The following is a 23,503-nucleotide window of genomic DNA, read 5'->3' on the forward strand; positions in this document are numbered from 1 at the left end:
GAGAACATTCTCTGGACATTCTTTACGGGATGTTCTGTCACCAGTCGGCTACACACACCAACAATGGCAAGAGGTACAAGATGGCAACGAGCGCAATCAGCGACGCTTCCTTTGAAACAGATGTTCTGAAGGCAAGCGTTCCGGTTCTGGTGGATTTTTGGGCAGAATGGTGCGGTCCTTGCAAAATGATCGCCCCGGCTCTGGAAGAACTTTCGGCTGAACTGGGTGGCAAGGTCGCAATTGCCAAGCTGAATATTGATGAGAACCCGATGACACCACAGAAATACGGTGTTCGTGGTATCCCGACGCTTCTTCTTTTTAAAGATGGTGAAGTTGCTGCTACGAAGGTCGGCGCAATCGCCAAAGGCCAGCTTAAAGAGTGGATTGAAAACTCTCTTTCCTGAGTGTTATCAAAAGCTGAAGGCAAAACTCTATAGAGTTTTGCCAGGAAACGACAAAGCCCTGCAGATTTGCGGGGCTTTGTTATTTGAGAAGCGCTTACCCGTCAGCCGAATTGTTTGTCAGCTGGTTGTTGTATCAGGCGTAACAGCGATGATATGCGAGTGTTAGTGGCGGGCTTTGTCTGTGCATAAAATTCCGCCAGCACCCCAGTTTTCCTTGTTTACATCATCTATGACGACATAAACGGCATCTCTGTTGCAACCTGTTATCCGGGCTGTTTCCTCGGTCAAGGTTTTAACCAGAGCACGCTTTTGCTCGAGGGAACGGCCCTGAAACATCTCTACACGGATGATGGGCATAGCCTGTACCTTTTTTTACCTTCTGCAAGAGTAGCGGAAAACAGGTAAAAAAGCTATCGAAACCAGCGCTCCTCACCTGTGATAAAACGAGAGCAGATGGGGGATTGGTTCTGCTCCCGTTTTGTTCTTCAGAGGTCGGTTTTCGGTCAGGCTCAACTGCTCTGGGAAAGTATGTGCCCTGCCAGATAAAGGGAGCCGCAAATCAGAATTCTGCCGGGCTTTTCCTGAGTGAGAATTTCCTCTACTGCCTGCTGGACTGTTTCGCAGGCGCTGGCCTCAAAGCCAGCTTCACGGGCGTGAGAAGCAGCATCCTCTGCACTGAGTGAGGCGGCTTCAAAGGGAATCTCGATTGCTCTCAGACTATCCCCAAGCGGTGCAAGTGGGCGGAGGTAATCCGTCGCTGCTTTGGTATTAAGCATGCCATAGATGATATGGACCGGCTGGTCCTGCCATTCCTGCAAAAAACTGGCAAGGGCAAGGCCTGCTGATTCGTTGTGGCCACCATCCAGCCAGAGCTGCCAGTTATTATCGGGAAGCAAGTCGGGAAGTGCACCAGCATGAAGCTGTTGCATCCGTCCTGGCCATATAGCCTGGGTCAGGCCGGAAGCCATATGCTCTTTTTTCAGATCGAGCTGTGTTGAGAGAATTTCGGCACAGGCGATCGCCATTGCGGCGTTTTCGATCTGGTGTGGTCCCAACAGGTTTGGCTTGGGGTAGAGAGCTGTTCCCTTCCTCCCCTTGAAGAGGAAGCCCTCCTGCTCGACTGTGATGGACCAGTCTCTTCCCTCGATATAAAGCTCTGCACCGACATCCCGCGCTTTTTTCTCAATAACAGCAAGAGCCTCTTTGCACTGTTTGCCGACCACACAGGGAACACCCGCCTTGAGAATTCCCGCCTTTTCACCCGCGATGGCTTCGATTGTATTGCCAAGAAACTGGGTGTGATCAATGGAGATCGGGGTGATCGCGGTCAGGGCCGGACGATCAATAACGTTGGTGGCATCAAGACGTCCCCCCAGACCTGTTTCAAGTAACAGGGCATCTGCAGGGACTGTGCTGAACGCAAGGAAAGCCGCGACGGTGGTCACTTCGAAGAAGGTGATGGAATCAGAACCATTGACGGTTTCACAGCGTTCGAGCAGTCGAACAAGCTCTTCTTCGCTGATCAGTTCTCCAGCCAGCCTGATACGTTCATGAAACTTGACCAGATGCGGAGAAGTGTAGACATGTGCTGTCTTGCCTCCTGCTTCCAGGATTGCCCTGAGATAGGCAAGGAGCGATCCCTTGCCATTGGTTCCGGCAACATGGATGACGGGAGGAAGCTTCTTTTCAGGATGGTCCAGAAGCTCCAAGAGCCGCTCGACGCGGCTCAGGGAAAGATCGATTATTTTAGGGTGCAGGAGGCTCAGGCGTTCCAGCACAACATCACTACGACGCATGATTATTTCATTCGGCTTTCGAATTGCCCTTGGGCTTTGCGGCTTTGTCTTCTGTACTGTCCCGGAGGGGCAGAACTTTGGCTGCGGGGCCTTTCTGGGTCAGAAGATTGAAAATCCGGATCAGGGTCTCGCGCAGTTCATGGCGATGAACCACCATGTCGACCATGCCATGTTCCAGCAGGTATTCGGCGGTCTGGAAGCCTTCAGGCAGTTTTTCACGAATAGTTTCCTCGATCACCCGTTTACCCGCAAAGCCGATATTGGCACCGGGTTCAGCGATGGCAATATCTCCGAGCATGGCGAAAGAAGCAGAAACGCCCCCTGTGGTCGGATCCGTCAAGAGGACGACGTAGGGCAAGCCAGCTTCCTTGACCATATCAACCGCAACGATGGAGCGGGGCATCTGCATCAGGGAGAGAATCCCTTCCTGCATTCTTGCGCCACCAGAAGCGGGGATAACCAGAAGCGGTGCTTCCTGCAGTACAGCGAGCCTTGCTGCGGTCAGCAGACCTTCACCAACGGCCGTTCCCATGGAACCACCCATGTAGGTGAAATTAAACACAGCCACAACCGCGGGCATCCCGCCCATGGAACCGTGGGCGACAAGAATGGCTTCCTTGTCTTCGTTCTTGGCATTGGCGTCTTTGATCCGGTCTGTATAGCGCTTCAGATCCTTGAACTTCAAAGGATCGGTCATGGTCTTGGGCAATTCAACAAGGGTGTACTCCCCTTCATCGAACAGCGTTTTCAGTCGGTCACGGGCCGAGATGCGAAGGTGATAACCGCTATAGGGGCAAACCCAGAGATTCTTTTCCAGTTCCTTCTTGAAGATCATCTGTCCCGTAGCAGGGGATTTGACCCAGAGATCGTCCGGTGTGTCATTCTGCACCAGAGCGCGAATTTTGGGGCGAACGTAGTTGGAAATCCAGTTCATGCTGATCTGCCTTGTTTTCTATCTCTTAGCTGTGGCTTTCAGCCACGGGCGCTGCGCACACCTTCGGAAAGGGTGCGCACATAATCCAGTACTGCCTGGGTGAGACCGGGTTTTGGCCGGTTGTTCTCGTCCAGGTATTCTTTCAGTTTATCAATGATCGCTGAACCAACCACGGCGGCATCAGCAACCTGTACAGTTCGCGCGGCCTGTTCCGCTGTCCGGATGCCAAAGCCGACAGCAACAGGAAGATCTGTCTGGGCTTTGATCGTTGCCACGGCATCCCTGACGACATCCTGAGCCGCGGCAGCTGTGCCAGTGATTCCGAGAATGGAGACGTAATATAGAAAACCGCTGGTGTTGTTAAGTACTTTCGGCAGGCGCTCGCCGACAGTTGTCGGAGTGGTCAGGCGAATGAAGTGCAACTCCTGCGCCAGTGCCGGGAGGCAGAATTCGTCATCATGCTCTGGAGGAAGATCGACAATAATAAAACCGTCGACACCTGCGGCTTTGGCGTCTGCGAGGAAGGTCTCGACACCATAGATATAAATCGGGTTGTAGTAGCCCATCAGGATAATCGGCGTATCCTGGTTTCCTTCGCGGAAACTGCGTACCAGATCCAGGGTTTTACGCAAGGACATCCCTTGTTTCAGGGCTCGCAGGCTGGAGGCCTGAATTGAAGGGCCATCGGCCATGGGATCGGAAAAAGGCATGCCGAGTTCAATGACATCGGCACCAGCGGCGGGCAAGCCCTTGACGATTTCCAGGCTGGTAGCCAGATCGGGATCTCCGGCAGTGAGGAAGGTTACCAGCCCGCCACGCCCTTCGGCGCGCAGATCGGCAAAGCGTTTTTCTAGTCTGCTCAAGCTCATCTCTTTATCCCCCCTTAGATCTTCACGCCGAGGGCTTCGGCTACGGTGAAGATATCCTTGTCGCCACGACCACAGAGGTTCATGAGAATGATCTTGTCCTTGTTCATCTTCGGTGCAATTTTGCACACGTGAGCCAGGGCGTGCGCCGGCTCAAGTGCTGGAATGATACCTTCGATTTTTGAAAGCATCTGGAAAGCGTCCAGTGCCTCGTTGTCTGTGGCTGAAGCATAGTTGACGCGTCCAACAGAGTGTAACCACGAATGCTCCGGGCCGATGCCAGGGTAATCCAGTCCAGCCGAAATCGAGTGGGCGTCGGTGATCTGGCCGTCTTCATTCTGAAGCAGGAAGGTCCGGTTGCCGTGCAATACACCGGGTTTTCCACCAGTAAGAGAAGCGGCGTGTTCGCCGCTGTCAACACCATGTCCTGCGGCTTCAACACCGGTGATCGCAACTTCCCTGTCGTCAAGGAAAGGATAAAACAGGCCAATGGCGTTGGATCCACCGCCAATACAGGCGACCAGCTGGTCAGGTAATCTGCCTTCGGCTTCCAGAATCTGTTCGCGGGCTTCGCGTCCGATAATCGACTGGAAATCCCGGACCATCATGGGGTAGGGATGCGGGCCTGCTGCGGTGCCGATGATGTAGAAAGTTTCTTCTACATTGGCAACCCAGTCGCGCAGGGCATCGTTCATGGCATCCTTGAGGGTACCGGTCCCGCTTTTGACCGAGATAACTTCGGCGCCAAGCAGCTTCATACGGAAGACATTCGGTGCCTGGCGGGCAATGTCTGTTGCGCCCATGTAGACAACGCAGGGAAGATTGAACAGCGCACAGAAGGTTGCTGTGGCAACGCCGTGCTGCCCGGCTCCGGTTTCAGCGATGATGCGTTTTTTGCCCATACGTCGGGCGAGAAGGATCTGCCCTAGCACATTGTTGGCCTTATGCGATCCGGTGTGGTTCAGCTCGTCGCGCTTGAAATAAACTTTGGCGCCATCCAGTTCACGGGTCAGGCGCTCGGCAAAATACAGAGGGCTTGGGCGTCCGACGTAATTCTTGGCGTAATAGTCGTAATCGCGTTGAAACGAGGGGTCAGCCTGGGCTGCCTTGTAGGCTTTTTCTACTTCCAGCACCAGCGGCATCAGGGTTTCAGCCACATAACGGCCCCCGAAAATACCGAAATGACCCCGTTCATCCGGGCCGTTCTTATAGGAATTGGGCGTTTCCATAACTCTTTATACTACCTTGTACGTTCGGCTTGATCACTTGTTGGCGGGACTTTGCCCGAAAAGTGGTTTCCCTGCAAGAGAGCGGGCAGGGCAGGAGGTGAATTAGATCCTGAATATCCTGAACAGGCAAGGGGCGCCGTAACTGCACCACAGACCAGTAAAACTTCCGACGAGGAAGGTGACTGTGAGCAAAACGGCTGTGTTCTGATCGGGTGCAAGCAGCAGAAACAAGGCTGTAGGAGGGAGGCCGATCAGTGGTCTGCAAGCCAGACGAATGAATTTGGCGGGTTTTTCAGGATGTTTACCATCAAGCAGGGCCAAGCCTACGAGCCAACCAAACAGGAGGCCTGGCACGAGAACAACATTATCGGCTTTAACCGGGTCGATAGGATGACCTGCATTGAGGGTCCAGAGTTCAAGGACTTCCAGGCCTGCGGCACGTTGTGTGGCAAAGAGGCCAGCTGCGAGCAAGAGGGCGGAAAAACCGGAGGCGGCGGTCAAACGGTTTTTCAGATTCCGGGTTGTCCACCAACGCACGACAGGTTTTTCCAGAAAAATAATCAATAGCAAAAGAGTAATGCCGACTGCCCAACCGGACAACACCTGCTCGATACTGTGAACATGCCCGGCAATCCTGGTCCAGCCGATTACCAGCACGACAGCGGCGGCGAGAAGATAGGCCCAGAGCTTTCGGGAAGAACGGGCGAGCAAGCCATAAAACAGCGGTGGTGTCTGGGCATGTCCCGAGGGCAGGCCGTAGGAAGTGCTTTTTTCGATCGCAGTCAGATTTGGATCAAGCCAGTAAGGCCGGGGTTGGGCAAAAAGCATCTTGAAGATGTGCTGGAGACTGCTGGAAAGGCAGAGTGCAAACCACAGCCGGGTGCCCAGACGCGGACAGACAATCCAGTAGATACAGACCGTAGCGACAAGAAAAAGCCTGACCTCGCCGAGGTGAGAGAGTATCGAAACCAGGAAATCGGGCATCAGCAGCCTTTTGCTTGTTGGATAAACAATTTGATTTTCTCAGGGGATTTGACCCCCGGGCTGTCCTCAACCCCGGAAGAGACGTCGACAGCAGGCGCACCGGAAATGCGTACTGCATTGGCGACATTCTGGCTGGTTAGACCGCCTGCAAGCATCCAGGGTTTGGACCAGTTCCGTCCGGCAAGAAGACGCCAGTCAAAAGCATGGGCATTTCCCCCAGGCAGGGCATTCTTGAGATCTTTTGGCGGCTTGGCATCGAACAGAAGGTAATCCGCAAGCTCTTCAAAAGGGGGGATCGTGTTGAAGTCTTCACGGTCAGAAATTTTGATAACCTTCATGACCTGAAGCTTGAACCGGTTCTTGATTCCGGCGACACGTTCCGGCGTTTCACTGCCATGAAGCTGAAGAATATCAAGCGGAACCTGTTTGAGAATTTCACGGATTTCTTCGTCACTGGCATCAACAAGCAAACCGACCCGTTTGATACCGGGACGTACCTGCCGTGCCAGGGGGACGGCCTGGTCTATAGAAACATTGCGGGGACTTTTGGGAAAAAAGACAAAGCCGAGGTAGCTGGCCCCGGCGGCCTGTGCTGATGTCAGCGCCAGATCCGAATTAATCCCGCAAATTTTTACTTCTGTAGCCAAGGCACTGTCCCGAACATGGTTTTTATAAACGCCAGTTTTATCGCATTCTCATTGATAAACAAAGATATTAGGAAAAACGCTCGGCAATCTCATGGTCATCCGCCCAGCCGGTATTGGTCCGGAAGCAATAGAGAAGCATGTTGAGATACGGCAGGAACATGAAGAAAGTGATGACAACGGCAAAGAGCTGAAGGGGCAGTTGCAGGTAAAGAAAACGGTAGGTTGTCATCATGCCTATCAGAAAGGGGACAAGATTTTCTATACCTCCCATCATGGGGAAAAATAGAGAGATGAGTCCGGACAGGAGGAAAAGGACGATGGCCAGAATGAAAAGAGCGATGAAGAGGATCAGGGCAAGCAGGAAAAAAGATACGAACAGTTTGAGGGACTGCCCCCGGGTATGGCGCCAGCTATCGCCAAAACTGTAGGGTTCATCAAGAGCTGCTGCGGGTATGACATAGGAAAAACGCAGGAACAGAGTGAAATAAATGGCCAGAAGAACCAGAAAAAAGCCGACTTTTACAAATTCAGGGATAAAGTCTTCCAAGGCGAAGGCAAATATGATCATGAACACAGCCGCAACAATATAACTGGCAATAACAAGCAACAGAAACTTGCCCAAAGCGATCCAGTTCCTTTTTTGCAAGGATGTGATCAGGCCGGATTTCATACTGCTTTCGCCTTTGTATAAAAAACGGATCCAGCAAATGTAGAACTGGAGAAAGATCAAAAGGCTAAACAGTGTGGTTGCAAAAGAAAGTGCAAGTTGCTGTACTGCTGATCCCGGGTTGAAATTTCCCGGGTTGGAGAGATCTGATATAATGAGCTCGGTCGAGAGGTAGATACTTAGCACTGAAACCAAGGTTATGGTCAGTGCTGGAAAAATTGCCAGCTTGAGTGCCGTCTTCCCGTTTTTGAACAGAGGATAAAAAGCTTCACTGATAGCTTTACCAACTGCGATAGGGGCGACAGCCCGGCCAAATTCACGATCTATTGTCATAATTTCCCCTCATCCCCTGCGATGCTCTGTGGCTGAAGCAGGGATTATTCAATCAGGGATGGAAGATGCTGTAAAATCGCAAGAACTTCAAGCCGTGAAATCTGTCTCGTCTGTAGGAGCTGGGGAGGGAGCAGATGCAGTTTCTGGAACCCAGCCTGTACAGGTCTGAAAGGCAAGGGAAAGCATGGAGATCACGGCGGCTGTCGGCAGATAACTTAGAGCTATAATGACGATCTGAAAGAAGACAAAAGAAAGGGGGTTGTTTCTAATTTCTGCAGATAGCTGGATTAACACCTCTTCTCCCGTAGCTGGCGCGCCTGCTTGAGCTGCAGTTTCAAATCCGGCAAAGAGATCCGGAAACAACATCGGCAGCATAATAGTAGCGACCATTATGATCACAACGCCAGAAGGGATGACCAGTAACAAAAAGGAGCCAACAAGACGCCACGCCTGGGCTTTTGTATGTTTCCAGCTGTTATTCATACTGTAGTTTTCGCCTACAGCAGCGGCAGGAAGAATAAAGGAAAGCCGTGCAAGAACATAGAGTGCTGCGACGATCAAGCCAATAAAGCCAAAAGGCAACAGAGCTGGGATATTGCCAAACAGAATCCCTACTGGTAGTGAGCCGATCAGAACAAGAAGGTATAAGATGGCAAAAAGAATTACGGTTCTGATCAAAAACTGCCAATGGGTTCGATTCCAGGCAGTGATGCTGGTTGATTCATCTTCCTGCAGGTGGAGCAAGGTCTTTCTGTGCCAGGCCACGGCAAAGAGGGTGTGGGGAACATAACTGGCGACCTGTAACAGGGTGCTGAGAAAGGCACTGCTGGATGCGGGGATAAGCAAAGCCACGATCAGGCTGGAAAGCAGAAGAGGAAAAAGTGCCATCCGAACCAGAGATGCCATGTTCCCTGTGACGATCCGAAGCGCAGCCATGGAGACAGCCCCGACGGGCAGGTCGTTGACGGCTTCTTCTGGTGGTTGTTGCGATGCCATTTCTGCTTCCCTGGAGTTCTTGTAAAAAGGTTTCTTAAAGTTCAGCGACAATCCGCCGGGCGGCTGCAACAGGGTCGTCTGCAGCGGTGATCGGGCGGCCAATTACCAGATAATCCGCCCCTTCTTTGATTGCATCTGCCGGGGTCATAATCCGTTTCTGGTCATCCGCCGAGGCCCATAGCGGACGAATACCGGGGACAACAAGAGTGAAATCGGGACCACAGGCCTTGCGGAGCAGGGCGATCTCCCGGGAGGAGCAGACAACACCGTCAAGACCGCTTTCCTGCGCGAGCAAGGCCAGTCGTTTGACCTGTTCGGCAGCAGGGCCTTTTTGTCCGACATCGGCGAGATCACTGTCGTCCATGCTGGTCAGGACCGTTACGCCCAGAACAAGCGGACGGGGAACACCGAGATCTTCCGAACTTTCCCGGGCGGCTTCGGCTGCGGCCTGCATCATGGCTTTCCCCCCGGATGCGTGCACGTTGACCATAAAGGGGCGCATATGCAACGAGGCACGAATGGCGCCGGCAACCGTATTGGGAATATCGTGGAATTTCAGATCGACAAACAGGGGTTCGCCACCGATAGCGTTACGGACGGCGTCCGGCCCCTGGGCGGTGAAAAGTTCCTTGCCAATTTTAACACCACCGACTTCACCGGACAGCATACGAGCAAGGTCAGCTGCACGTTTGATGTCGGGTGTATCAATGGGAACAAAGATGCGTTCTTTGGGGGTCATGCTGCCGATCTCCGTACAGAGTTGATATCGGAGCCCATCTCTAACAGAGCCAGTCATCCAGGTCACCCTGTTTCATACATGAGCCGTTAATTAGCGACGTTTTATGTAAAGAGGTGGCGCACAGCTTCACTCCGTTTTAAGGCGCTGATCAACCAGTTGTGCAGCAGCCAGATCTTCCAGGGCATGGCCAACCGATTTGAAATAGGTGATTTCCTGGTCATTCTGGCGACCAGAGTGCTGGCCCCGACAGAGATCAAACAGGTCAGCAAGAATGCCTTCTTCCTTCAAGACCCCGTTGCGCAAGGGGATGACGATGTCGCCGCCTTCTTTGGTGGCCCCTGCTCGGGTATCAACAAAGACACTGGAGCGTTGTACGGCAATGTCATCTGCTTCGCGCATATCGGGACGGTAAGCGCCGACAAGATCAAGGTGTTGTCCGGGCTGAAGCCAGTCCCCCTTGATCAGAGGCTCGACACTGAGGGTGGCACAGGAAATGATATCGGCAGCCCGCACGGCGGCTTCGAGGTCATCGCTTGCCCGGGCGGTGAGGCCGGAGGCTGTTACTTCTTGGGCCAGAACGCGGGCTTTTTCCAGATCGCGCCCCCAGATAATGACTTCGTGAATTGGTCGAACAGCGCGGTGCGCCTCTATCAGGTTCGGGGCAAGAACACCGGTGCCAACCATGGTGAGAACCTGGCTCTCTGCTCTGGCAAGATAGGAAGCTGCAAGGGCGGAAGCCGCTGCTGTACGGCGGGCTGTCAGGGTTTTTGCTTCAATCAGTGCACTGGGGGTGCCGGTTTCCCCATCAAAAAGGATATAAATTCCCTGAATTGCGGGGAGGTTTTTTTTGCCATTTTCCGGACTGACAGTGACCAGTTTAACACCAACCGCCTTGCCTGATTCCCATGCTGGCATCAGCAGAAGGGTTGATTCCCGTTGTCCTCCGGGTTGCTCCATATCGTGATGATGCCGTTGCGGAACGGTAATATTGCCTTTGAATGCCGTGTTCAACGCTTCAATGAGGGAGGGGAAATCGAGTGTCTCTGTTACCTGCTGAGCGTTGATATTTTGCACGACATGTCCTGTGATTTAAATTGGATACAATATCCGAAAGTTATCTTCTTTGTGGATCTGGTGCAAAATAAATCACAGGGATATCCAGAAAAGAGACATTTCTGAAGGAAATTTTTCAATCAGTCAGGTGCTGCGGGTGCTTTCCCCTTTGCACAGTTGTCGAAAACTGAATGGGGCTGATCAGGAAGAAAGCAATCCCTGAGATTTTCCTGAAGCAGAAGGTTTCTCTGTAGCTGCGGACTGTAATTTCTGGTTTTTCTCCTGCTCCCGTGACAGGTCCCGCTGCAAGTCCAGCGCACGCCATTCGGCTTGACGGGCTTTTTTCCGCGAAGTGCCTGCTGATAACCAGGCCAGCAAGGCGCCAATCAAAAGACCGACGCCCAGGGAGATAAGAATGATCAGATAAAGCGGGTACTGCAGCTGAATGCCAAAAGGCCAGATTTCAAGAGTCACATCTTCGCGGTTGCTTACGGCAAAGACGAGAATGGCCAGCGTTATTGGTGCTGTCAGAACCCAGCTAAATCGTTTCACTTAGATAACCTGCTTCCGTTTTTATTCAGAATCAACGCCGCCGTTCAGGCGTTCACGGAGTTGCTTGCCTGTTTTGAAGAAAGGAATGTGTTTTGAATCAACTTCGACAGATTCCCCTGTTCGCGGGTTTCTGCCAACACGAGCATCCCGGTGTTTGACCGAAAAAGCGCCAAACCCTCTGAGTTCCACTCTGTTGCCCTCAGCCAGCGCATTTGTGATTTCATCAAAAATCGTGGTGACAATCCGCTCAACATCCCGGTGATAGAGATGTGGATTTTGTTCTGCAATGTGCTGAATGAGCTCTGACTTGGTCATCCCTTACGTCTCCCTGTAGCTGTTTTCGAGCTTTTGTACCACCCGTTCCCTCAGCCCGGTTTTATGTCGGCTTTTGTTCGTCTTAAACTGTTGTGCCGTCGAGTCTGAAAGCCTGTCTATACCAAGGGTGCCAGAGCTCGAAAAATCCGTCAAGTCTAACCCCTTAAGAATAAAGCATTTCCTTGTGTCATTCTGCCTGCTTAATTTGAAAATAGATACAAAAAAGGCCCGGTGTTCGCACACCGGGCCTTTTTTACTACCGAAACATTCGGCTTATTTTTTATCTTCAGCCGCACGGGACAGAGCTTCGCCGAGGATATCGCCGAGGCTTGCACCGGAGTCTGTTGAACCGTAATCAGCCATTGCCTGTTTCTCTTCAGCAGCTTCGTACTGTTTGATGGACAGGGCAATTTTGCGGGATTTTGAATCGATGTTCGTGATACGTGCATCGATTTTTTCGCCCACTGCGAAACGGTCTGTACGCTGTTCGCTACGCTCACGGGACAGTTCGGTTTTACGGATGGCGCCAACAGCACCGTCTGCAATCTGAACTTCCAGAGCGTTTTCTGTAACAGCTGTAATTGTACAGGTTACAACAGCACCTTTTTTCAGGCCTTCAACAGAGCCAGCAAAAGGATCTGCGCCGAGCTGTTTGATGCCGAGGCTGATGCGCTCTTTCTCAACGTCAACGTCAAGAACCTTGACTTTGACCATGTCGCCTTTTTTGTACTCTTTAACAGCGTCTTCGCCGGAGAGTTCCCAATCCAGATCGGAAAGGTGAACCATACCGTCGATTTCGCCAGGCAGACCAACGAACAGACCGAATTCGGTGATGTTCTTGATTTCGCCTTCGAGTTCGGCTTCAGCAGGATGAGTTGCCTGGAAAGATTCCCATGGATTGGAAGAACACTGTTTCAGGCCGAGGCTGATGCGACGTTTGGATTCGTCAACATCGAGAACCATAACTTCAACTTCCTGGCTGGTAGAAACGATTTTACCAGGGTGGATGTTTTTCTTGGTCCAGGACATTTCAGAAACGTGAACCAGGCCTTCGATGCCAGGCTCGAGTTCAACAAATGCGCCGTAGTCAGTGATATTGGTAACGCGACCGACCAGCTTGGCACCCATTGGGTATTTGGCAGCAACGCCATCCCATGGATCGGTTTCCAGCTGTTTCATGCCGAGGCTGATACGCTGTGTTTCTGCGTTGAAGCGGATAACCTGAACATCAACCTGCTGGCCAATGGAGAGGGTTTCGCTTGGGTGGTTGATACGTTTCCAGGAGATATCGGTAACGTGCAACAGACCATCAACACCGCCGAGATCAACGAATGCGCCGTAATCAGTGATGTTTTTAACAACACCCTGAAGAACCTGACCTTCGGAGAGGTTGGCAACCAGTTCAGAACGCTGTTCTGCACGTGTCTCTTCGAGAACTGCACGACGGGAAACAACGATGTTGCCACGTGAGCGGTCCATTTTCAGGATCTGGAATGGCTGTGGGTTGCCCATAAGTGGGGAAACGTCACGTACCGGACGGATGTCAACCTGGCTGCCTGGCAGGAATGCCACGGCGCCGGAAAGGTCAACAGTGAAGCCACCTTTAACACGACCAAAGATAACGCCGTTAACGCGCTCGTTGTCGGTGAAGGATTTTTCAAGCTGTGTCCAGGCTTCTTCGCGTTTGGCTTTGTCGCGGGAGATCATGACATCCCCGGTCTTGCTTTCCATACGCTCGAGGTAAACTTCTACCTCATCCCCGACTTTAAGTTCGGGAGCCTGACCCATGTCAGCGAATTCTTTAAGTGCAACGCGACCTTCGGATTTGAGGCCAACATCGATTACGGCAACATCACCTTCGATGGCGATGATCATGCCTTTGAGTACGTTCCCTTCGAGACGCTCGGACTGACCGAGGGATTCGTCAAGAAGATCGGCAAAACTTTCCATAGCTGCTTCAGCCATTGGTTAGAGTTCCTTTCAAAATATTGCACTATACAGGCCGGCCGGTTTTTCCGGCGGTCTACCCGGGACCATCCCAGGCTAGTCGTTTATACTGTCTGATTAGAGAAACAGGTCCTGCAACAAAACGCCTGAAGGCCTGTCAGAGTGAAAGACGCTCTTTAATAAGCTGTCTAGCCACTTTGAAGGCCTTGTCGGCATCCATGTCACTGGTATCAAGTATCACCGCATCTTCAGCAGCCCGAAGGGGTGCTGTGTCACGATTGCGATCCCGCTGATCACGTTCTCGCAAATCTTCCAGTACGCGGGCGTATATAGACTCTTCACCGCGTTCTAGCAACTCTTTATGTCGACGCAAGGCGCGGACTTCCGGCGTTGCCGAGATGAAAAGCTTGATTTCGGCATCGGGACAGACGACCGTTCCGATGTCCCGGCCATCAAGAATTGCTCCTAAGTGTCCGTCAGGAGGGGTTTTTGCGAAGTTGCGCTGAAATTCCAATAGCGCTTTTCGGACTTCCTGATTGGCCGCGACGATAGAAGCACCCTGGCCAACTATTTCATCGCGGATGTCATCGCGATCAAGATCTTCAGCTGTCAGGGTATCCGCAACCTTCGCAGCGAGAATCGAGTCGTCCGGATCACTGCCGCGTTCTAAAATACAAGAAGCGACGGCGCGATAGAGCGATCCCGTGTCGAGATAAGCGAGGTTGAGGGCCTCGGCCAGACGGCGAGCCAGAGTTCCTTTTCCCGAGGCGACAGGCCCGTCGATAGCGATAACTGGCAAAGTAATGTCCTTAAAAATCGTGCTGCAGCATGCGGGAAAGATAAACCCTGGTAGCTGTTCTTGCTATTGATAAATGGGAACTAGCTGATCCCGGCACCAAGGCCGTTCATCAAGGTAGCAAAGCCGGGAAAGCTTGTATCGATGGCTTCTGCATCCAGCACAGTAACTTTTTGTTGTGCGGCCATGCCCATAACGAGAAAGCTCATGGCGATGCGATGATCAAAGTGAGTCGTGATTGTGCCACCTCCCAGAGGCGCACTGCCGTTTCCTTCGACGATAAGGAAATCTTCACCCTCTTCACAGGTCACGCCACAGGCCTTGAGGCCGTTTGCCACGGCAGAGAGGCGATCACTTTCCTTGACCCTGAGTTCTCCCAGTCCGTGCATCACTGTCTTGCCCTCGGCAAAGGCAGCGGCCACGGCAAGGATCGGGTATTCATCAATCATGGAAGGCGCGCGCTCGGCGGGAACGCTGATGCCTTTAAGCTTGCTGGCCCGAATGACGAGATCTGCCACGGGTTCACCAGCTTCCGTTCGCTCGTTTTCAAGAGTAATGTCGGCGCCCATTTCCTTGAGAGTGATATAGATCCCATTGCGATGCGGGTTCATGCCGATTCCTGGCAAACGTAGCTCGGAACCGGGATTGATCAGGGCTGCGACAGTCGGGAAGGCGGCAGACGAAGGGTCTGAGGGGACGAGAACATCGGCAGCAACCAGTTCAGGCTGGCCTACGATTGTTGTTTCTCTGCCTTCTTTTGTCTGGACAACACGTACCTCAGCGCCGAAGTGGCGGAGCATCAGTTCAGTATGATCGCGGGTGTGTTCGGTTTCGATAACAGTGGTTTCGCCAGGTGTGTTCAGACCAGCGAGCAAGATACAGGATTTAACCTGGGCCGAAGCCATCGGAAGTTTGTATCTGATCGGCATCGGGGTTGCCGCCCCGCGCACCATCAGCGGCAACCGCTGACCTGATCTGCAGGATACCTGCGCCCCCATTTCTGCCAGCGGGTCGGCTACGCGCCCCATCGGGCGTTTGCGCAAAGAGGCATCTCCGGTCATGAAGGTGGTGATCGGGTGGCTGCCGAGAATTCCCATCAGCAACCGGGCAGAGGTGCCGGAGTTCCCCATATCAAGGACATCTTCCGGCTCACAAAGTCCCCCGATCCCACGACCTTCAACGTGCCAGACGCCGTCGTCGTCACGGTGGATTTTGGCACCCAGCGCTGCCATTGCTTTTGCCGTGGCGAGGACGTCTTCTCCCTCCAGCATGCCGAAAACCCTTGTCTCGCCAACAGCCAAGGCTCCAAACATCAGAGAGCGGTGCGAAATGGATTTGTCACCAGGAACTTTAAATGTTCCTTTCAGAGAGCCGCAGGGAGTAGAGGACAACGACGAGTGGCGAGTCATTTATTGTTTCCGTAATTTCTGTTCGGTGGATTCACCTGACTGCCAAAACCGCCTGGTGAATCGGAGAACCACCCCTGTTGCATGTAGGGCTGAGGTTAAGGGTTGTCCCCATAATTGTTGACTGTATCCCTGCAGGAGCCGGGTATTTCATCGTCCTCTTAGCATAGGATAAGAGGCTTTTACCAGAACAAGATCGTTCGGAACCTGTCGTTTTTCCAGAGATCCATGACGTGAAACTGCCCTGTTGTGTCTCTGTTACAAAATAAATATTTTTTGTTTGAAAGCGAATGTTCCTTCACCCTTTGTTGACAGTCTGCGGTGATCATGGCAAAGGCAATTTATCAAGACTACTTTTGTTACCAAAGCGGACTTAACGACTGGAGGATCTGGCTGTGAGTAAGCCGGAATGGGGTAAGAAACATACCTGTCATAGCTGTGATGCTAAGTATTACGATTTTCGAAAATCACCTGTCATCTGCCCGAAGTGCGGTGTTGAGTTCGATCCGGAAGGTGGACGTAGCCGCCGCGGTCGCGCTGCCAAGGCAAAAGCGGAAGCCGTAGTTGCGGCTACTGAAGATGATGATGATATCCTCGTGGATGATGACTCAGATGCCTTTCCGGATGACGAGGAGCTCTTACATCTCGATGACGACGATAACGTTGATGACGATGATGAAGATCTTCAGACGGTTAGTGGTAAGTCAGGTGGGATCAGCGACGATTAATACCCGTTGTTTCCCATGAGATGATCTTTTCTGATCAGGAGGAAATTTTTCTCTTGCCAAGAAGGTAAAGACATCATATTTTCCGCCGCATCCGCAAAAGATGCGGCGGATAAAAGGGGCTATAGCTCAGCTGGGAGAGCGCTACAATGGCATTGTAGAGGTCAGCGGTTCGATCCCGCTTAGCTCCACCAACAAAACCCATCGCCTAAAGCGGTGGGTTTTGTCTTTTCCGGCTTTTCAGCTGACTTCACTATTGATCCGCCGGGTGATTTTCCAGGCGGGACAACTCCAGCCGATCTCGCTAAAAAAAAATGTGCTTTCTATGCGGCTCGCCATTTGTTACCGCGTGCTGGAATGATGCCGTCTGTGTGGGCCATGATACAAAGCAGTTGATCGATAAAAACCTGCGCGCGCCGAGACAGGGACTGCCGGGATGGGTAAAGCAGGTAGACCGGTTTTGAAGGAAGTTGATAATCTGGCAACAGTTCTTCCAGAGCTCCCTGCACAATCTGATCGCGCACCAGAACCCTGGGAAACTTGGTAAACCCGATTCCCCGGTACAGGGCATTAAGAATGACATCTGTATTGTCAAAGATGAAAGAGGTTGCAACCTCTGCGGAATAATTACTGCCCTGACGAATCAGTTCGAGATTTTTGGTGGTGTCTTCTCGGTAGCGTATCATCTGCAGGCCAGCCAGATCAGCTGGAGTCTGTGGTCGGCCGTGCGTGTTAATGAAGTCGGGTGAAGAGACGAGAACCAGGTCCAGATCCCCGATCTTGCGCGCAACGCCTTCGGATTTTCCCAGGGAGCCAACCCGGATTGCAAGATCGAAACGATCCTTGACCAGATCCATCAGCAGATCATTGAGTTTAAGAGTGATATCGAGATCCGGATATTTCGCCTGCATGTCGAAGACAATCGGGGCAACGAGTTTCTGGCCAATTGCGAGCGGTGCAGTAATTCTGAGCTTCCCGGACAGGCTATTGTCAAGATTCCCGAGATCCTCTTCCAATATATTCAGCTGCTCAATAATCGTTTTGGCGGACTGATAAACCAGTCGCCCGGCCTCTGTCGGCAGAACGCCGCGCGAGGTGCGAAACAACAGCTCTTTGCGCAGCTGGCTTTCAAGAAGGGTGATCTGCTGGCTTGCAGCAGGCTGACTGATCCCGCGCGCCTTTGCGGCTGCGGAGAGTGATCCGCCATCAATAGCTGCAATCAGGGTTTTGAAGAGGTGAAGCTGGTCCATGATTTCCTGGATATAAGCAATGATTATAGCGACTATAGGAGGTAGCCCCCTGTCCTGTCACTGAATAAATCCGATATGAATCAGGAAATCACCGTGGATGAGCCCTCGGTTGATAGATCATTCATTTATGAAACACGGAGCAATTACAATGACATTGACCAGAAGAAGTCTGTTACAGGGGTCTTTGAAAGCCGCTGGGGCAACGGTTGGGATTGCAGCAGGAGCCGGGCTTTTGTCTTCGGTTGGCGGAAGCGGGGCTTTGATCGGCTCCAGTCTTGCTGCGGCTGCACCTAGCGGAAGTCAGAGCCCGGGTGTCTATCGCTTTACGGTCGGTGCCTTTGAAGTAACCGCATTGCTTGATGGGTATATCGATGCTGACCCTGCATTGATCCCCGAGTTTGATCGCTCGGTTGCCAGTGAGCTTTATCGGTCTCAGTTTCGTGCGCCTCTGGGGGAAAAGGTAAGAATCGGCGTGAATTGTTTTGTGATCAACACCGGGGACAAGCTGGTGCTGGTGGATTCCGGTACCGCTGATAAATATGGTCCGACAGTCGGAAAGCTTCCGGAAAACCTGCGTGTTGCGGGGATCGCCCCGGAATCAATTGATGCAATTCTCATCACCCATATGCACATCGATCATATTTCCGGTATTTCCTCAGCTGATGGCAAAGCACTGTTTCCCAATGCAGAACTGATTGTTCACAAGGCAGACTGGGATTTCTGGCACGATGATGCAGTGATCGCCAAAGCCGCTGAGTTTATGCAGACAAATGCACTTAATTCCCGTGCGATGGCGCTGCCCTATCAAAAAAGGTTGACCCTGATCGAAGAGGACGGGGAAATCTTGCCAGGAATCGAGGCCATGGCGCTGCCCGGGCATACCCCTGGACATATGGGATGCCTGTTGCGGTCAGACGGACAGGAGCTTTTGATCTGGGGGGATGTTGTCCATTTTTCCGCCTTGCAGTTTGCCTATCCTGAATGGAGTGTCGTGTTTGACGTTGATATGGCCCAGGCCAAACAAACCCGTCGTCGCATGCTTGACCGTGTCGCCGCGGACCGGGTTGCGGTTCTGGGAAGCCACCTTGACTTTCCCGGGCTGGGACATGTAGCCCGCGACGGCGATAGCTTCAGATACGTTCCGTCAAGCTGGCAATATCAGATCTAACCAGGTTTACCCTCTGAGTGAGGTTGATGTCAGGGGCGGCAGAGGTTTTCCGTCCCTGTCGGTTACATGAACGGTAATGTTCTCGAGTGATGAAATAGCTGTTTGGATTTCTTTCTGGCTGAGGAATGAAAACCCGGTGGAAAGTGCATCTGCTGTGGTGGCGTCTGGGGCCACAACGCTGAGAGTCTGGTACGGCAGCTCCTGTTTTTCCGCTTTCGGGTCGAGCAGGTGAGGGGTGCCGTCGCGAAACCTGGTGCCGAGAGATGCCGAGGTGGCAACAGCTTCACCCGGGCGCAGGCTGAGTGAAAACAGCTCTCTGGCGTCCGGCCCGGGGGCGGCAACACTGATTGACCAGTTTCTTTGATCAGGATGCTGGCCCAGTGCACGAATCTCGCCAAGGTTTACCAGACAGTTGTCATAACCTTCCGCGATAAGCATTCGGGTAATTCTGTCCGTGATGTAGCCCTGGGCGATTCCGTTGAGGGTAATGGCCATGCCTTTTTGGGCAAAAGAAATTTTGTCTTGCTGCAATTCGAGCTTTTGATAATCGACCAGTTCGCGAACTGAACGTTCCAGCCGCGGGAAAGCGCTGTCGGGGAAGCGGTCTGCTTCCATATGAAGATCCCAGAGGGGCTGGACCGTGATATCGAAGCTGCCGTCTGTCAGGTGAGAAAAGCGCTGTGCCTTTTCGAGCAGCTCGTAAAGTTCTGGGGAGGGATTGTCTATTACAGCAGTCCGGTTGAGCTGGGTGATCTCTGAGTCATTGTCATAGAGGCTGAAAATTTTTTCGAGCCGTTTGATCTCGTTTACCAGTTTCAGGGAGAGCTTCTCTGAATCGGAGCGTCGGGGCAGGAGAATTTCGGCTTCTCCACCAAGTGCTCGCCCGTGCCAGCGGTGCAGACCTGTTTCAGCTCGCACTCCGGAGGCAGGCAGGGCACCGACAAGAGCGGCAGTTGCTGCGATCTGCAGGAAACGTCTTCTGTTCAGGGGAGAGCGCATAACGAGCACCTTAGTTGATAGTTGTTTAAAGTAGCAGGTTATTGAAACCCGGAAAGGTCAGGATTGTCGGGAATATCGACCATGCCCAGAACATAGTCGCTGGGAATATCATCCAGTGCGACAATGCGTCCGCCGTTTTGCTGGATAAAATCCCGGGCAGCAACAGGGTTGGAAAAGGGGATCACGGCCGGGGCTCCCATACCGCCGCGCCGTTTGCTTTCGATCACGAGTGTTGCCTGTTCCAGTGCAATCCAGGGGCCGGGATCAGGGTGGTTCCAGTCGGCCTTGGCCATGTCAGTTACATAGATGGCCGTGATCTCGTTGTTTTCGTCCGGCAGGCGTAAAAATCCAACGGCATCCCTGGTCGCTGCAAACCACAGGGGAGCATCCTTCCCAAGCAGATGAATCTGGGCTTTGGGACCCGGATGCCCGGCTGCGGTCATGCCGCAGAAGTAGCTCTGGTCGTCCGAAGTCATTGCCTTTGGATCCGGGCGCCTGGTTTCTTCCTGGCCAAAACAGCCGGTAAGGCTGGCAAGAAGGGCTGCGCCCAGAGCCAGGCCAAACAATCCGGGCAGGAAACGACAGGGTGCAGAGGTGGGAGTCATAGTTCTCTCCGTGAAAAGAGAAAGCCGGAAATGGTGAAGGGGATCATGATCCAGGCCCCCAGGGCCCCCAGGGCAAACCAGGGGGGAAGGATTGCCCGACCAGCGATGGAGGACATGCCTGAGAGAGCCGCTGTCCCGTCGAAACCGGTCAGGTTGAGCAGGCGGAATGAATCGGCCGGGTTGAACAGCAAAAGAAGGTTAACCAGATCGGCTTTCAGAGTTTCACCCTGATCGACCACAAGTATACCGAGGACGGCCATATCGTAGAGCAGGACAAAGAAGAGCCAGACAGCTACAGCCAGACCAATGGCTGTCGCACGTTCTTTTACCATGACGCTGAGAAGATATCCCAGCGAGATAAATGCACTGCCCAGCAGGATAGTCGAGCCAATTAAACCGGCAAAGGCTCCCCAGTCTTGCGCACTGGTGGACTCTGCATTCGCGGCGATCAGTATTCCGGCAGAGCCGTAGCCAACTGTGGTTGCCAGCGAGAGGATAAAGCTGTGACCCAGGAATTTACCAAAAATCAATTGCCAGCGGCTGACCGGGTAGGTCATGAGCAGCAACATGGAGCCGCGTTCGATATCGCCCACGATGGTATCGTAGGACAGCATCAAGGCAATGAGAGGAACCAGAAAGACAGAAAGGCTTGCCAGGCTGATGACCGTGACCTGCATCATGCTTGCCCGGACGCTGCCAACCGGCGCTGTTCCGACAAATGCAAGACTGAGTGCTAGAAGAGCAAGGAGGGCGGTTGCGGCAAGGATCCAGCGGTTGCGCAGAGCATCCTTGAACTCTTTTCCGGCGATGGTCCAGATGGCGTTCATTTCAGGCTCCTTTTCTGGTGCTGAACACGGCATAAAGCTGGTCGAGAGAACTGTTGAAAAGCTCGATGTCTTCGACAACCGAGCCGAGCTCTCCGAGATGACGTAACAGCTGCATTTTTGCCTGAGGTGGGCATTCCAGTTCGAGGTGTCGACCATTGAGACGGGTGATCTGCGCCTGATGTTGACGTAAAGGAGTGGCGATTTTTTCTGTCATGCCTTCCTTGACGGTAACCCGAATGTTCAGGGGAAGTCCGGCGCGTTCACGCAGTTGTTCGAGCGAACCAGAGGCAACCACACGGCCGGAATTCATGACGGTGACGGCATCTGTCTGGGCTTCGAGTTCCGTGAGAACATGGGAGCAAAGCAGGATCGTAACCCCTTCGTTACGCAGATCGCGGATGATGTCATAGAACTGTTGTCTTGCTGCTGGATCTAGGCCGGATGTTGGCTCGTCAAGCAGCAGCAGACGTGGCTTTCCGAGCAGGGCCTGAGCCAGGCCAAGGCGCTGTTTCATCCCCTTGGAGTAGGTTTTGAGGCGTCGATCAATCGCATCGCCCAAACCGACAGTTTCCATCAGTTCAAAACAGCGTTTGTCACTTTCGTGTTTTAGCCGGGCATAAAAACGAATCAGCTCCCGGCCTGTCATGTTTGGCTCGAAAGAGACGTTTTCGGGCAGGAAGCCAATTCCTTCGCGTCGGTTAAACGCGTCCCGATCGCAGGGGTCCTTACCCAGAATGGTCAGGTTTCCCGCTGTTGGTCTGATTAGCCCAAGGATCAGCTTCATCAGCGTTGTTTTACCCGCGCCATTGTGGCCGACCAGGGCCATGAGGCAGCCTTCGGGAACAAAGAGATCAACATCGCTTACCGCCTTGTGTGAGGGGTACCACTTGCTGACCTGATTGAGAGAGATGCTGTTGCTGTCTGTCATTGAAGGGGCGCCTTTGTGGCAGGAGGTTTTCCATCTGGCCCGGAGATCCGGAGGGCAGAAATTTCGGGCGGGGTCATCAGCGGGGCGCTGTCGTAGACTCCGCCGGGTTGCAGCGAGGGGAACTGGGATTGTGACCAGCGCAGAATTTCAAGTGCGGGTGAATTGATCAGGAGCTTGGCCGAGGGATAAGCCCAGATCACATGGTCGAGTACATCGTTCGGGCGATAGACACTGTCGGCAATCCCGTCGCCATTGAGGTCAAAAGAAGGGTTGTCGCTCCAGTAATTTCCCCGGTTGTTTTCAGACCAGTCGAGGCTGCGGGTGCCGACATATTTAACCTGGTGCTGATTGTCTATAAAGGCATTCTCGGTGACGGAGTTTCTTTCTGAACCTGCAGTGAAATGAATGCCGATTTCGCAGCCTTCAAAATGGTTGCGGCGAAAGCTGTTCTTGCTGGAATTATAGATGAACACGCACTTTACCCCGCCGTTTTGCACCTGATTCTCTTCGAAAAGGGACTGGTTGGCATAATTCAGGGCGAAGCCATGTTCCCGGTCATGGATCGAGCGGTTGTTTCTTACGGTGAGATTTTTCGAGAACATCAGGGCAAAGCCGACATCGTTCCCCTGTGAAATATTCCCGGAAACCTCGCTGTCGTTGGTATACATGTAATGGATGGCAAAGCGGGTCTGTTCGAATGTATTGTTTCGAAATATGTTTTTCTTGCTGGTTGTGGTGAAGATGCCATCCCGGCCATAGCGGACGGTGTTGCCTTCGACCACTGATCCCGGAGAATTCCAGATCTGGATGCCGTTGCCCCGGTCATTGACCTGCAGGACCTGTAACCCTTCAATCAGATTGTTTTCTACCACGGCCTGGCTCGGCCCCCATAGATAGACTCCAATCAGGTTATTCTGGAGGTGGTTGTTAGAAATCCGGCTTCCGGTGGCTGATTTACTGACAAAGATCCCTGCATCCTGGCGGGAAAGATCCTGGCCTGAATTGATGATCTTCAGCCCTGATATAAGAGTATCAGGTGCCAGAACCTCAATTGCGTGGCCTTTTGCCTGTCCGTCAATAATGGCGCCGCTTTCACCCTGTAGTGTGATGCTCTGGTTGATCAGGATCGGGCCATTATAAGTGCCAGCGGAAAGAATGATTTTGTCACCGTCGCGGGCTTTCTCCAGAACCTCTGTTAAGGGAAGAGATTCTGGAGATACCCTGAAAATCTCGGCCTGGCTTATCTCAGGAAACCCAAGTCCGAACAGACAGCAACCAAGGGCAAGGATGCTGCGGCAGGAGAAGGATTTTCTGCGAGGGGCACAGGGCATGATTTT

Annotated in this window: 25 protein-coding genes and 1 tRNA gene; 4 read left to right on the top strand and 22 right to left on the bottom strand. The window is 52.7% G+C overall.

What is annotated here, in order from left to right:
- The first annotated feature begins 80 nt into the window (after positions 1–80).
- Positions 81–404, top strand: a complete 324-nt coding sequence (trxA, locus tag O4H49_RS11345; RefSeq protein WP_020590642.1) for a thioredoxin TrxA — start codon at positions 81–83, stop codon at positions 402–404.
- 162 nt (positions 405–566) lie between these two features.
- Here trxA and O4H49_RS11350 read toward each other — a convergent pair whose 3' ends face one another.
- The 16 genes from O4H49_RS11350 to aroA all read right to left on the bottom strand — a co-directional run bounded on the left by O4H49_RS11350 (position 567) and on the right by aroA (position 15,667).
- On the bottom strand, positions 567–761 hold the full coding sequence (locus tag O4H49_RS11350) for a tautomerase family protein (RefSeq protein ID WP_020590643.1): 195 nt from the start codon (positions 759–761) through the stop codon (positions 567–569).
- A gap of 152 nt (positions 762–913) precedes the next feature.
- Positions 914–2,200 carry a bifunctional folylpolyglutamate synthase/dihydrofolate synthase gene (locus tag O4H49_RS11355; RefSeq protein WP_269423536.1) on the bottom strand — a complete coding sequence of 429 codons (1,287 nt, stop codon included), beginning with the start codon at positions 2,198–2,200 and terminating at the stop codon, positions 914–916.
- Between the two features lie 7 nt (positions 2,201–2,207).
- On the bottom strand, positions 2,208–3,134 hold the full coding sequence (accD, locus tag O4H49_RS11360; RefSeq protein ID WP_020590645.1) for an acetyl-CoA carboxylase, carboxyltransferase subunit beta: 927 nt from the start codon (positions 3,132–3,134) through the stop codon (positions 2,208–2,210).
- A gap of 38 nt (positions 3,135–3,172) precedes the next feature.
- A complete protein-coding gene (gene trpA / locus O4H49_RS11365; protein ID WP_269423537.1) occupies positions 3,173–4,003 on the bottom strand; it encodes a tryptophan synthase subunit alpha in 831 nt (276 codons plus the stop codon).
- 14 nt (positions 4,004–4,017) lie between these two features.
- Complete coding sequence (trpB, locus tag O4H49_RS11370) at positions 4,018–5,229, bottom strand: tryptophan synthase subunit beta (protein WP_269423538.1); 1,212 nt, start codon at positions 5,227–5,229, stop codon at positions 4,018–4,020.
- A gap of 102 nt (positions 5,230–5,331) precedes the next feature.
- The gene (locus O4H49_RS11375) at positions 5,332–6,213 is read right to left on the bottom strand and encodes a phosphatase PAP2 family protein (RefSeq protein WP_269423539.1); all 882 of its coding nucleotides are present in this window, start codon (positions 6,211–6,213) and stop codon (positions 5,332–5,334) included.
- On the bottom strand, positions 6,213–6,860 hold the full coding sequence (locus tag O4H49_RS11380; RefSeq protein ID WP_269423540.1) for a phosphoribosylanthranilate isomerase: 648 nt from the start codon (positions 6,858–6,860) through the stop codon (positions 6,213–6,215). The genes O4H49_RS11375 and O4H49_RS11380 overlap by 1 nt, the downstream gene beginning before the upstream one ends.
- A 67-nt stretch (positions 6,861–6,927) precedes the next feature.
- Entirely contained in the window at positions 6,928–7,860 is a 933-nt protein-coding gene (locus tag O4H49_RS11385; protein WP_269423541.1) for a hypothetical protein, read from the bottom strand.
- An 87-nt stretch (positions 7,861–7,947) separates the two neighbouring features.
- Positions 7,948–8,856 (bottom strand): hypothetical protein, encoded by a 909-nt coding sequence (locus tag O4H49_RS11390; RefSeq protein ID WP_269423542.1) that lies wholly within the window; start codon positions 8,854–8,856, stop codon positions 7,948–7,950.
- Between the two features lie 34 nt (positions 8,857–8,890).
- A complete protein-coding gene (gene pyrF / locus O4H49_RS11395) occupies positions 8,891–9,595 on the bottom strand; it encodes an orotidine-5'-phosphate decarboxylase (RefSeq protein ID WP_269423543.1) in 705 nt (234 codons plus the stop codon).
- Between the two features lie 126 nt (positions 9,596–9,721).
- Positions 9,722–10,669, bottom strand: a complete 948-nt coding sequence (locus tag O4H49_RS11400; RefSeq protein WP_269423544.1) for an ornithine cyclodeaminase family protein — start codon at positions 10,667–10,669, stop codon at positions 9,722–9,724.
- 180 nt (positions 10,670–10,849) lie between these two features.
- Positions 10,850–11,200 (bottom strand): LapA family protein, encoded by a 351-nt coding sequence (locus O4H49_RS11405; protein ID WP_269423545.1) that lies wholly within the window; start codon positions 11,198–11,200, stop codon positions 10,850–10,852.
- Positions 11,201–11,221: 21 nt separating this feature from the next.
- Positions 11,222–11,515 carry an integration host factor subunit beta gene (gene ihfB / locus O4H49_RS11410; protein ID WP_020590655.1) on the bottom strand — a complete coding sequence of 98 codons (294 nt, stop codon included), beginning with the start codon at positions 11,513–11,515 and terminating at the stop codon, positions 11,222–11,224.
- A gap of 273 nt (positions 11,516–11,788) precedes the next feature.
- Positions 11,789–13,480 carry a 30S ribosomal protein S1 gene (rpsA, locus tag O4H49_RS11415; RefSeq protein WP_269423546.1) on the bottom strand — a complete coding sequence of 564 codons (1,692 nt, stop codon included), beginning with the start codon at positions 13,478–13,480 and terminating at the stop codon, positions 11,789–11,791.
- A gap of 139 nt (positions 13,481–13,619) precedes the next feature.
- Positions 13,620–14,261, bottom strand: a complete 642-nt coding sequence (gene cmk, locus O4H49_RS11420) for a (d)CMP kinase (RefSeq protein WP_269423547.1) — start codon at positions 14,259–14,261, stop codon at positions 13,620–13,622.
- Positions 14,262–14,341: 80 nt separating this feature from the next.
- The gene (gene aroA, locus O4H49_RS11425) at positions 14,342–15,667 is read right to left on the bottom strand and encodes a 3-phosphoshikimate 1-carboxyvinyltransferase (protein ID WP_269423548.1); all 1,326 of its coding nucleotides are present in this window, start codon (positions 15,665–15,667) and stop codon (positions 14,342–14,344) included.
- A 392-nt stretch (positions 15,668–16,059) separates the two neighbouring features.
- On the opposite strand from aroA, the gene O4H49_RS11430 reads away from it, so the two are divergent.
- Together O4H49_RS11430 and O4H49_RS11435 are read left to right on the top strand one after the other, a co-directional pair.
- The gene (locus O4H49_RS11430; protein ID WP_269423549.1) at positions 16,060–16,392 is read left to right on the top strand and encodes a TIGR02300 family protein; all 333 of its coding nucleotides are present in this window, start codon (positions 16,060–16,062) and stop codon (positions 16,390–16,392) included.
- 115 nt (positions 16,393–16,507) lie between these two features.
- Positions 16,508–16,583 (top strand) — tRNA-Ala (locus tag O4H49_RS11435).
- 129 nt (positions 16,584–16,712) lie between these two features.
- Here the strand turns inward: O4H49_RS11435 and O4H49_RS11440 are convergent.
- Entirely contained in the window at positions 16,713–17,639 is a 927-nt protein-coding gene (locus O4H49_RS11440) for a LysR family transcriptional regulator (protein ID WP_269423550.1), read from the bottom strand.
- Positions 17,640–17,787: 148 nt separating this feature from the next.
- On the opposite strand from O4H49_RS11440, the gene O4H49_RS11445 reads away from it, so the two are divergent.
- Positions 17,788–18,807: an MBL fold metallo-hydrolase gene (locus O4H49_RS11445; protein WP_269423551.1), complete on the top strand. Its 1,020-nt coding sequence runs from the start codon at positions 17,788–17,790 to the stop codon at positions 18,805–18,807.
- 6 nt (positions 18,808–18,813) lie between these two features.
- Here O4H49_RS11445 and O4H49_RS11450 read toward each other — a convergent pair whose 3' ends face one another.
- The 5 genes from O4H49_RS11450 to O4H49_RS11470 are packed head-to-tail and all read right to left on the bottom strand — an operon-like array spanning position 18,814 to position 23,497.
- Positions 18,814–19,806 (bottom strand): FAD:protein FMN transferase, encoded by a 993-nt coding sequence (locus O4H49_RS11450; RefSeq protein ID WP_269423552.1) that lies wholly within the window; start codon positions 19,804–19,806, stop codon positions 18,814–18,816.
- 38 nt (positions 19,807–19,844) lie between these two features.
- Entirely contained in the window at positions 19,845–20,411 is a 567-nt protein-coding gene (locus O4H49_RS11455) for a nitrous oxide reductase accessory protein NosL (RefSeq protein ID WP_269423553.1), read from the bottom strand.
- Positions 20,408–21,238, bottom strand: a complete 831-nt coding sequence (locus tag O4H49_RS11460) for an ABC transporter permease (RefSeq protein WP_269423554.1) — start codon at positions 21,236–21,238, stop codon at positions 20,408–20,410. Before O4H49_RS11460 ends, O4H49_RS11455 begins: the two co-directional genes overlap by 4 nt.
- Position 21,239: 1 nt before the next feature.
- The gene (locus tag O4H49_RS11465; protein WP_269423555.1) at positions 21,240–22,166 is read right to left on the bottom strand and encodes an ABC transporter ATP-binding protein; all 927 of its coding nucleotides are present in this window, start codon (positions 22,164–22,166) and stop codon (positions 21,240–21,242) included.
- Complete coding sequence (locus tag O4H49_RS11470) at positions 22,163–23,497, bottom strand: nitrous oxide reductase family maturation protein NosD (RefSeq protein ID WP_269423556.1); 1,335 nt, start codon at positions 23,495–23,497, stop codon at positions 22,163–22,165. The genes O4H49_RS11465 and O4H49_RS11470 overlap by 4 nt, the downstream gene beginning before the upstream one ends.
- Positions 23,498–23,503 lie beyond the last annotated feature (6 nt).

Origin of the sequence: Kiloniella laminariae (assembly GCF_027214005.1) — a bacterium.
GTDB classification, from domain to species: Bacteria; Pseudomonadota; Alphaproteobacteria; order Kiloniellales; family Kiloniellaceae; genus Kiloniella; species Kiloniella laminariae_A.